Origin of the sequence: Luteimonas soli, from assembly GCF_042648865.1 — a bacterium.
Lineage (GTDB): Bacteria > Pseudomonadota > Gammaproteobacteria > Xanthomonadales > Xanthomonadaceae > Luteimonas > Luteimonas soli.
Genome location: NZ_JBHRYA010000003.1, coordinates 812,668 through 820,453 on the forward strand (window position 1 = coordinate 812,668; position 7,786 = coordinate 820,453).

Annotated in this window: 6 protein-coding genes; 1 reads left to right on the forward strand and 5 read right to left on the reverse strand. The window is 69.2% G+C overall.

Features of this window, described 5'->3' with window-relative positions:
- Nucleotides 1-3: 3 nt before the first annotated feature.
- On the forward strand, nucleotides 4-1,290 hold the full coding sequence (locus tag ACFONC_RS06950; protein WP_386742979.1) for a CynX/NimT family MFS transporter: 1,287 nt from the start codon (nucleotides 4-6) through the stop codon (nucleotides 1,288-1,290).
- A gap of 104 nt (nucleotides 1,291-1,394) precedes the next feature.
- On the opposite strand, the gene ACFONC_RS06955 is transcribed toward ACFONC_RS06950, so the two are convergent.
- From ACFONC_RS06955 to ACFONC_RS06975, 5 genes are all read right to left on the reverse strand, one after another.
- Entirely contained in the window at nucleotides 1,395-3,311 is a 1,917-nt protein-coding gene (locus tag ACFONC_RS06955) for a CocE/NonD family hydrolase (protein WP_386742980.1), read from the reverse strand.
- Nucleotides 3,312-3,365: 54 nt separating this feature from the next.
- The gene (argH, locus tag ACFONC_RS06960; protein ID WP_386742981.1) at nucleotides 3,366-4,655 is read right to left on the reverse strand and encodes an argininosuccinate lyase; all 1,290 of its coding nucleotides are present in this window, start codon (nucleotides 4,653-4,655) and stop codon (nucleotides 3,366-3,368) included.
- 176 nt (nucleotides 4,656-4,831) lie between these two features.
- Nucleotides 4,832-5,785: an N-acetyl-gamma-glutamyl-phosphate reductase gene (gene argC, locus ACFONC_RS06965; protein ID WP_386742982.1), complete on the reverse strand. Its 954-nt coding sequence runs from the start codon at nucleotides 5,783-5,785 to the stop codon at nucleotides 4,832-4,834.
- Nucleotides 5,778-6,395, reverse strand: a complete 618-nt coding sequence (locus tag ACFONC_RS06970; RefSeq protein WP_386742983.1) for a GNAT family N-acetyltransferase — start codon at nucleotides 6,393-6,395, stop codon at nucleotides 5,778-5,780. The genes argC and ACFONC_RS06970 overlap by 8 nt, the downstream gene beginning before the upstream one ends.
- A gap of 3 nt (nucleotides 6,396-6,398) precedes the next feature.
- Nucleotides 6,399-7,715 (reverse strand): acetylglutamate kinase, encoded by a 1,317-nt coding sequence (locus ACFONC_RS06975; protein WP_386742984.1) that lies wholly within the window; start codon nucleotides 7,713-7,715, stop codon nucleotides 6,399-6,401.
- Nucleotides 7,716-7,786 lie beyond the last annotated feature (71 nt).

Here is a 7,786-nt window from a genome sequence, read left to right on the forward strand (position 1 = left end):
CGCATGAAAACCTCCCCTTCCCCGCCTTCGTCCACCCGACTCCGCCCCGGATCGCGTCCGGGGCAGGCCCTGGCGGAAGGCCGTGCGCTGGTGCTGGCCGGCATCGTGCTCTCGGCGCTGAACCTGCGCACCGCGGTCACTTCGATCACGCCGCTGCTTGACGAGCTGGGCCGCGTGTTCGGCTTCGGCGGCACCATGGCGGGCGTGCTGGGCATGCTGCCGAGCGCGGCGTTCGCGGTGTTCGGCGTCGCCACGCCGTCCATCGCCCACCGCATCGGCCTGGAACGCGCGGCGCTGCTGTCGATGGCGCTGGCCGCGCTGGGGCTGGTGCTGCGCTCGCTGGCCGACGGCACCGGCGGGCTGCTGTTCGGCTCGATCGTCGCGCTGGCCGGCATGGGCATGGGCAACGTGGTGCTGCCGCCACTGGTCAAGCGCTATTTCGCCGACCGCGTCGGCATGCTCAGCACGCTGTACATCACGGTGCTGCAGCTGGGCACCATCTTGCCGGCGTTGCTCGCCGTGCCGGTGGCCGCGGCCGTGGGCTGGCGCATCTCGATGGGTGCCTGGGCGCTGGTGGCCGTGGCTGCCGCGCTGCCGTGGATCGGCGTGCTGTGGATCGGGCGGCGCCGGGAGTCCGACCTCGCCCGCTGCCACGACGCCGCGGTCGTGGCCGGCGACGAGGCCCCGGAGCTGGCCGCGCCCGCGCCGCGGGGCAAGGTCTGGCGCACGTCGCTGGGCTGGGGCATGGCGCTGATGTTCGGCATGACCTCGCTGGCGACCTACTCGATGTTCACCTGGCTGCCGAAGATCCTCACCGAGGCCGGCGCCACGCCTGCGTTCGGCGGCACGATGCTGGCGCTGTACTCGGCGCTGGGGCTGGCCGGCGCGCTGACGATCCCGGCGCTTGCGGTGCGGGTGGCCAACCCGTTCCCGCTGGTGCTGGCGTGCGCCGCCTGCCATTTCGCCGGCTTCGCGGGGCTGCTGCTGGCGCCGATGGCCGCGCCACTGCTGTGGGTGCCGCTGGTGGGCCTGGGGCCCAGCACCTTCCCGCTCGGCCTGACCCTGATCAACCTGCGCACGCGCACGTCGTCCGGATCGGCCTCGCTGTCGGGATTCATGCAGGGCGTGGGCTATGCGCTGGCATGCCTGGGGCCGCTGCTGTTCGGCGTGCTGCACGAGGCCACGGGCGGCTGGACATGGCCGTTCGCGATGCTAGGTGCGAGCGTGGCGCTGATGGTCGTCGGCGGCTGGCAGGCGTGCAAGCCGCGGGTGCTGGAGGATTGCTGGTAGCGCGGCCCCGCGATTCCGGTACTCGCTAAACGGCAACCCCCACGTCGTCATTCCCACCTTCGCGGGAATGACGATGGCTGGAGAGACGCGGCGAGCCGGCAGCCTCAGCGCACCGGCAGCTCGATATGGCTGGCCGCCCCGGGCGCATGCCAGATCCGCTGCGTCGCCTTGCGGTAATCCCCGGGCCTGGCGAAGAAGATGTTCGGCACGAAGGTCTGCGGGTTGCGGTCGTAGAGCGGGAACAGGGTCGACTGCACCTGCACCATCAGCCTGTGCCCGGGCTGGATGGTGTGGTTGGCATTGGGCAGGGGGAACTCGTAGGCCAGCACCTTGCCCGGCTCGATCGCCGTGGCGGTCTCCAGGCTTTCGCGATAACGGCCGCGGAAGATGGTCAGTGCCAGCGGCAGCTGGTAGCCACCCATCTCCGGCCGCGATGCCACGGTCTCGGGATAGACATCGATCAGCTTGACCACCCAGTCGCTGTCGCTGCCCGTCGTGGAGGCCTGCAAATGGACTATCGGCTCACCGGCGATGTGCAGCGGTTCGGTCAGCGGTTCGCTCACCCAGGTCAGCACGTCCGGGCGGCCGTCGACGAAGCGCTGGTCGTGCACCAGCCACGTCGTCCAGCCCTCGCGGTCGCCGAAGCTCACCGGGCGCGGCAGGTACGGCACCGGCTTGGCCGGATCGGAGACGTATTCGTCGTATTCGGCCTGCCCCGCCACCGGCGCCTCGAACGACAGCGCGCCGCCGGCGCGCAGGTACAGCGGTTTCGACTTCGCCGCGCAGCCCTTCGCGCAACTCTGCGGCCAGGCCTGCAAACGATCCCAGCGGTTGGCGCCGGTGTCGTAGACCAGTACCGGCGGCGTGTCGGCCTTCGGTGCTCCGGGCACCAGGTACTGGTCGAAGAACGGCCTGAGGATGTCGCGGCGGAATTGCAGCGCGGTGTCGCCATTCCATTGCAACGCGCCCAGCGAGCGGCCGTCGACCTTGACCTGGCTGTGCCGCCACGGACCCATCACCAGGTAATTGCTGTCGTTGCCGCGGTCCTTGCCTTCCATCGCCGCGTAGGCGTGGTTGGCGCCGTACATGTCCTCCTGGTCCCACAGGCCCTGCAGCCACATCGTCGGCACCTTGAGCGGCACCTTCGCCAGCAACTTGTCCACGGCCTGCTCGCGCCAGAAGGCATCGTAGGCAGGATGCTCGGTGAGCTTGCGCCAGAACGGCACCTGCTCCAGCCCGATCGACTTCGCGTAACCGGAAGCCGAACCGGCGCGCAGCATCGTCGTGTAGTCGTCGTAGCCGGCGCTGGCGATGGGCACGCCGCGGCCGTGCCTGGTCATCTGGCCGGTGAAATACGGGAACATGACCTGGCGGAAGGCGCCATAGCTGAACCAGTCGTCGCCGATCCAGCCGTCCACCATCGGGCTGTACGGCGCGATCACCTTCAGCGCAGGGTGTGGGTCGAACAGCGCCATCGCCGCCGTGAATCCGTCGTACGAGGAGCCGACCATGCCGACCCGGCCATTGGACTCGGGGACATTCCTCACCAGCCAGTCGATGGTGTCCCAGGCGTCGGTGGCGTGATCGGTGTCGCTGTCGTTGAGCGGCCCGCGCAGCGGACGCGCGGTCACGTAGTCGCCGCCGGAGCCGTACTTGCCGCGCACGTCCTGGACGACGCGGATGTAGCCGCCCCGCACGAACACTTCGTCGTCCTGCGGCAGGATGTCGAGCATCCGCGGCGAAGCCATGCGGCTGGTGCGGCCGGCCGCGTTGTACGGCGTGCGGGTGAGCACGATCGGCGCATCCTTCGCACCCTTGGGCACCACGATCACCGTGAACAGTTCGACCCCGTCGCGCATCGGGATCATCACCTCGCGCTTCTCGTAGTCGTAATCGCCGGTGGGCGCGACGAACTGCGGCGGGATGTCCGGCGTATCCGGAGCGGTTTGCGCCACGGCGGGCGCCGCGAGCAGCAAGGCCGGCAGCAGGCAGCAGGACAGGCGGAAGTTCGCAATGCGCATGTCGGATCCCCGGTGGCGGAGATCCGACTTTACGCGATCATGCAATTCAGCGGTTCAGCGCAACGCCGCCAGCCTCGCGTGCAAAGCATCGAGGCGCATGTCGCCTGCCGCGCCCGGCGAGACGCGCGCGGCGAGGCTGGCCTGCGGATCGCCCTGCTCCCAGCGCCCGGGGTCGGCGGCCTGGCGATAGGCGTCGCGGAACGGCATGCCCTGCCGTGCGAGATCGACGGCGAGGTCGGTGGCGTACATCGACGGATCCAGCGCGGCGCGCATGGCGTCCGGATTCCACTGCATGCGCCGCAGCAGGTCGGGCAACAGCGCCAGCGCCTGCAACCCCTTGCCGAAGCCATGGAACAGCGCACCCTTGGTGACCTGCAGGTCGCGGTGGTAACCCGATGGCAGCGACAACAGGTGTTCGATCTCGGACTTCGCCGCAGCGACGCTGGCATAGGTCCCGCGCATCAGTTCGATGACATCCGGGTTGCGCTTGTTGGGCATGATCGAACTGCCGGTGACGTACTCCGGCGGCAGCGCGACGAAGCCGAATTCCGCGCTGGTGAACAGCGACAGGTCCCAGGCGATGCGGCGCAGGTCGAGCATGGCGCTGCCCAGGGCCTCGAGCGCGGCGAGCTCGAACTTGCCGCGCGAGAGCTGGGCGTAGGTCGCGGCAACCTGCATGCGGCCGAAGCCGAGCATCTGCGTGGCATGGTCGCGGTCGAGCGCGAGGTTGACGCCGTAGCCGGCGGCGCTGCCCAGCGGGTTGGCGTCGATCCATGCCGCGGTGTCGCGGGCGCGTTGCGAATCGTCGATGAAGGCCTCGGCCCAGCCCGCCCACCACATCCCCGCCGAAGACACGACTGCCCGCTGCAGGTGGGTGTAGCCGGGCAGCGGCACGCCGGCCTCGGCGCCGGCGCGCTGCAGGGCCATCTCGGCTGCTTCGAGGCACAGCGCCTGCGTACGCGCCAGCTTCTCCTTCAGCCACAGGCGCGTGGCGACCAGTACCTGGTCGTTGCGGCTGCGGCCGGTGTGGATGCGGCGGCCGGTATCACCGAGTCGATCGACCAGCCGCGCCTCGATCGCCGAGTGGCCGTCCTCGAAACGCTCGTCGAGCACGAAAGTGCCGCTGCGGAAGTCGTCGGCAAGCGTCCCGAGTTCATGCGCGATCCCAGTCAACTCGTCCGCCGACAGGATGCCGATGCGCTGCAGCCCTTCCGCGTGCGCGCGACTGGCGGCGATGTCATGGAGGAAGAATTCGCGATCGAGGATCACGTCGTCGCCAGCCAGGAAGGCCTGGATCTGCGCGTCGACGGCGACGCCGGGTTTTTGCCAGAGCAGGTCGGACATGGGGTGTTCTCCTTCCGCAATTCTGTAGGCGCGGCGTCAGCCGCGAGCTGTTGCCTTGGCCCCTCCCCCTGCGACGGCAGGGGGAGGCTGGGAGGGGGTGCCCACGGTTCGCACTGATCCGGAAGACACCCCTCCCCCAGCCCTCCCCTGCCTGCGCAGGGGAGGGAGCGAGGTGATCATTCCACCGGAATGCCCTCGGTCTCCGGGAACCCGAGGGCCAGGTTGAGATTCTGCATCGCCTGCGTCGCCGCGCCCTTGAGCAGGTTGTCGAGCGTTGCGACGACGACCAGCCTGCGCCCGTCGTTCGACAGCGTGAAGCCGCCGACCTCGGCGCCATGGCGGCCGGCGATGCGGCTGACCCACGGCGCGTTGTCGTCGACGCGCAGCAGCGGTTCGTCGCCGTAGCGGTCGGCGTAGCGCGCACGCACCGCATCAAGCGTGGTCGGCTCGCGCAGATGCAGGTTGGCCGTGACCGTCAGGCCGCGGAAATGCGGTGCCACGTGCGGCATGAACTCGACTGCCAGGCCCGACTGCCGACTGACTTCGCGCTCGTGCAGGTGGTCGACCAGCGCGTACGGCATCAGGTTGTCGCGCAGTTTGTCGACATCATTGCGATCGGACGGCGTGGTACCGGCGCCGGAGTAGCCGGACACGCCGAAACACTGCACCGGCCCCTCGACCAGGTCGCGCACCGGCGCGATCGCGAACTGCATCGCGCTGGCGTAGCAGCCGGGGTTGGCGATGTGTTCCTGGCCGACGTAGCGGTCGCGGGTGAGCTCGGGCAGGCCGTAGTACCAGTCGTCGTCGAAGCGGTGGTCTGCGGACAGGTCGACGATGACCGGCTCGCCTCCGCGTGCGCCCAGGCCGGCGATGCAAGCGTCGGACTTCCCGTTCGGCAACGCCAGCACGCACGCATCGACGCCGAAATCGCCGAGTTCCTCATGCGCGATGTTGGCGTAGCGCAGCGAGCCCGGGTATTCGGGTACGTGCGCCGACACCGGCTGGCCGTCGAGTTCGCGAGAAGACACGAAAGCCAGCTCGAATCCCGGATGCGCGGCAACCAGCCGGATCAGTTCGGCCCCGGTGTGGCCTCGCGCGCCGACGATGCCGACGGTCCTGGTGTCAGGCATGGTCGCGCCCTCCGCGTTCGAGCCATTGTTGCAGGTTGTGTTTCACCGCCGGCCACTCCTGTTCGATGATCGAGAACGCCACCGTGTCGCGCACGCTGCCGTCGGCGTGGCGGCGGTGGCTGCGCAGGATGCCGTCCTGCCTTGCGCCCAGTCGCGCGATCGCCGCGCGCGAGCGTTGGTTGTGGGTGCTGGTCTCGAACCCCACGCAGATGCAGCCCATGGCTTCGAACGCATGCCCGAGCAGCAGCAGTTTGGCTTCGGTGTTCACGCCGGTGCGCTGCACGCGCGGGGCGTAGAAGGTATAGCCGACCTGCAACCGCGGGACGGCCGCGTCCATGTCGTAGTAGCGGGTGCTGCCGACCACTTCGCCCGCGGCGTCGAGCACTGAGAACGCCCACGAACCTCCGCGCGCCTGTTTTTCCAGTGCCGCATCGATGTAGGCCGCGGCATCGCCCGGGGCGGGGACGCTGGTGTACCAGCAGCGCGACAGTTCCCCGTCGCCAAGTGCGATGCGCAGGCCCTCGGCGTGCACGGGCGACAGCGGCTCGATCGCGACGTGGCGGCCGGCAAGCCGCGGCGGGATCTTCCAGGCGTGGTCGCTCGCAGCCATCGCTCAGTCCCTCAGGGTCGGTTCGCGCACGGCGCAGTGCGCCACCGCGCGTTCGATGGCGGCGAAGCCGTCCAGTCCGTACCAGAACGCCCGCCACCGCTCCTGCCGCACGCAGCCGTCGGCTTCTGCGTGGTAGAAGGCGTTGACCGCGTTGTGGTGGCGCGATCGCCAGAACAGGCGCGGCGTTTCCTCACGCATCACTTGCCACACCGCGCGGCCGAGGCCCTCGCCCTGGGCGTCGTCCAGCACCGCGAACTTGTCCAGGTAAGGCACGCCGTCGACGTCGACGAGGATCACCGCGGTGCGGTAATGCTCGCTGACATAGGCGCGCAGCAGCGGCGTGCGCTCGAAGTAGTCGTCGACCAGCCGGCGGCCGAAGGCCGACTCGATCAGCTCGCGCAGCCTGGGCAGGTCCAGTTCGTCCCAACGCACCGCGTGCAGCACGCGCTCGCCACGCCGCACCAGCGTGCCCGAGCCCTTGTGCGTGAACAGTTCCTTGGCCAGCTCTTCCGGCCGGGTGATCGACACCGACGAAGACGGCGGCAGCGCCGCCAGCAGGTCATGGATCTGCTCGATCTTCACCCGCATGCCCGAGTGCAGCCACGGTTGCGCGAGCAGTTCGTCGTACTCGGTACTGAGGTTGATCGAGTCGATCACCCTGCCCTCGCCATCGAGCAGGCCGCCGGTGCCGGTGAGGAACACGATCTTGTACGGCTGCAGCGTCTTGATCAGTTCGTTTGCGGCCCAGTCGGCGTTGACGTTGACGATCTGGCCGTCGGCGGTTTCGCCCAGCGAGGCGATCACCGGGATCGAACCGACCTTGATCGCTGCATGGATGCCGTCGGTGTCGACGCTGGCCACGCGCCCGACCAGGCCGTACTTGTCGCGGTCGAGCAATGCCGCCTCGAACACGCCGGACTGGATCGACGTCGCGCGCACGCCCTCGGCCTGCAGCGCCTCGACCAGGCGCAGGTTCTCCCGCCGCAGCACGCGGCGGACGACGCCGAGCACCGCGGCATCGGTGTGGCGCAGGTTGTCGACGACCTGCTTCTCGATCCCGGCCGCCTGCATCGCTTCGTCCAGCTGCGGGCCGGCTCCGTGCACGACGATCGGGGTCAACCCGACCTGCTGCAGGAAGGCCAGCGACGAGACCAGCGCGTCGAGTTCGTCGCGCAGCACCGCGCCGCCGACCTTGACCACGGCGAAGCGCGCGGCCTCGAGCTGCGAGAAGCGCTTGAGGTACTGGCTGATTTCCTTCGTGCTGCCCATGCCCGAAAGCAGGCGGACGATGGTCTGGCGGGTCTGGCGGTTGGATTGCATGGGGGTTCCGATGTCCGTGCTGCCGTCGTTTTTGTAGGAGCGGCTTCAGCCGCGAGCTCTTTCCATCAGGC

What these genes read in the sequence shown, in the direction of transcription:
- argC (WP_386742982.1), bottom strand. Translation starts at nt 5,785, where the DNA reads ATGCCTGACACCAGGACCGTCGGCATCGTCGGCGCGCGAGGCCACACC.
- ACFONC_RS06970 (WP_386742983.1), bottom strand. Translation starts at nt 6,395, where the DNA reads ATGGCTGCGAGCGACCACGCCTGGAAGATCCCGCCGCGGCTTGCCGGC.
- ACFONC_RS06950 (WP_386742979.1), top strand. Translation starts at nt 4, where the DNA reads ATGAAAACCTCCCCTTCCCCGCCTTCGTCCACCCGACTCCGCCCCGGA.
- ACFONC_RS06975 (WP_386742984.1), bottom strand. Translation starts at nt 7,715, where the DNA reads ATGCAATCCAACCGCCAGACCCGCCAGACCATCGTCCGCCTGCTTTCG.
- argH (WP_386742981.1), bottom strand. Translation starts at nt 4,655, where the DNA reads ATGTCCGACCTGCTCTGGCAAAAACCCGGCGTCGCCGTCGACGCGCAG.
- ACFONC_RS06955 (WP_386742980.1), bottom strand. Translation starts at nt 3,311, where the DNA reads ATGCGCATTGCGAACTTCCGCCTGTCCTGCTGCCTGCTGCCGGCCTTG.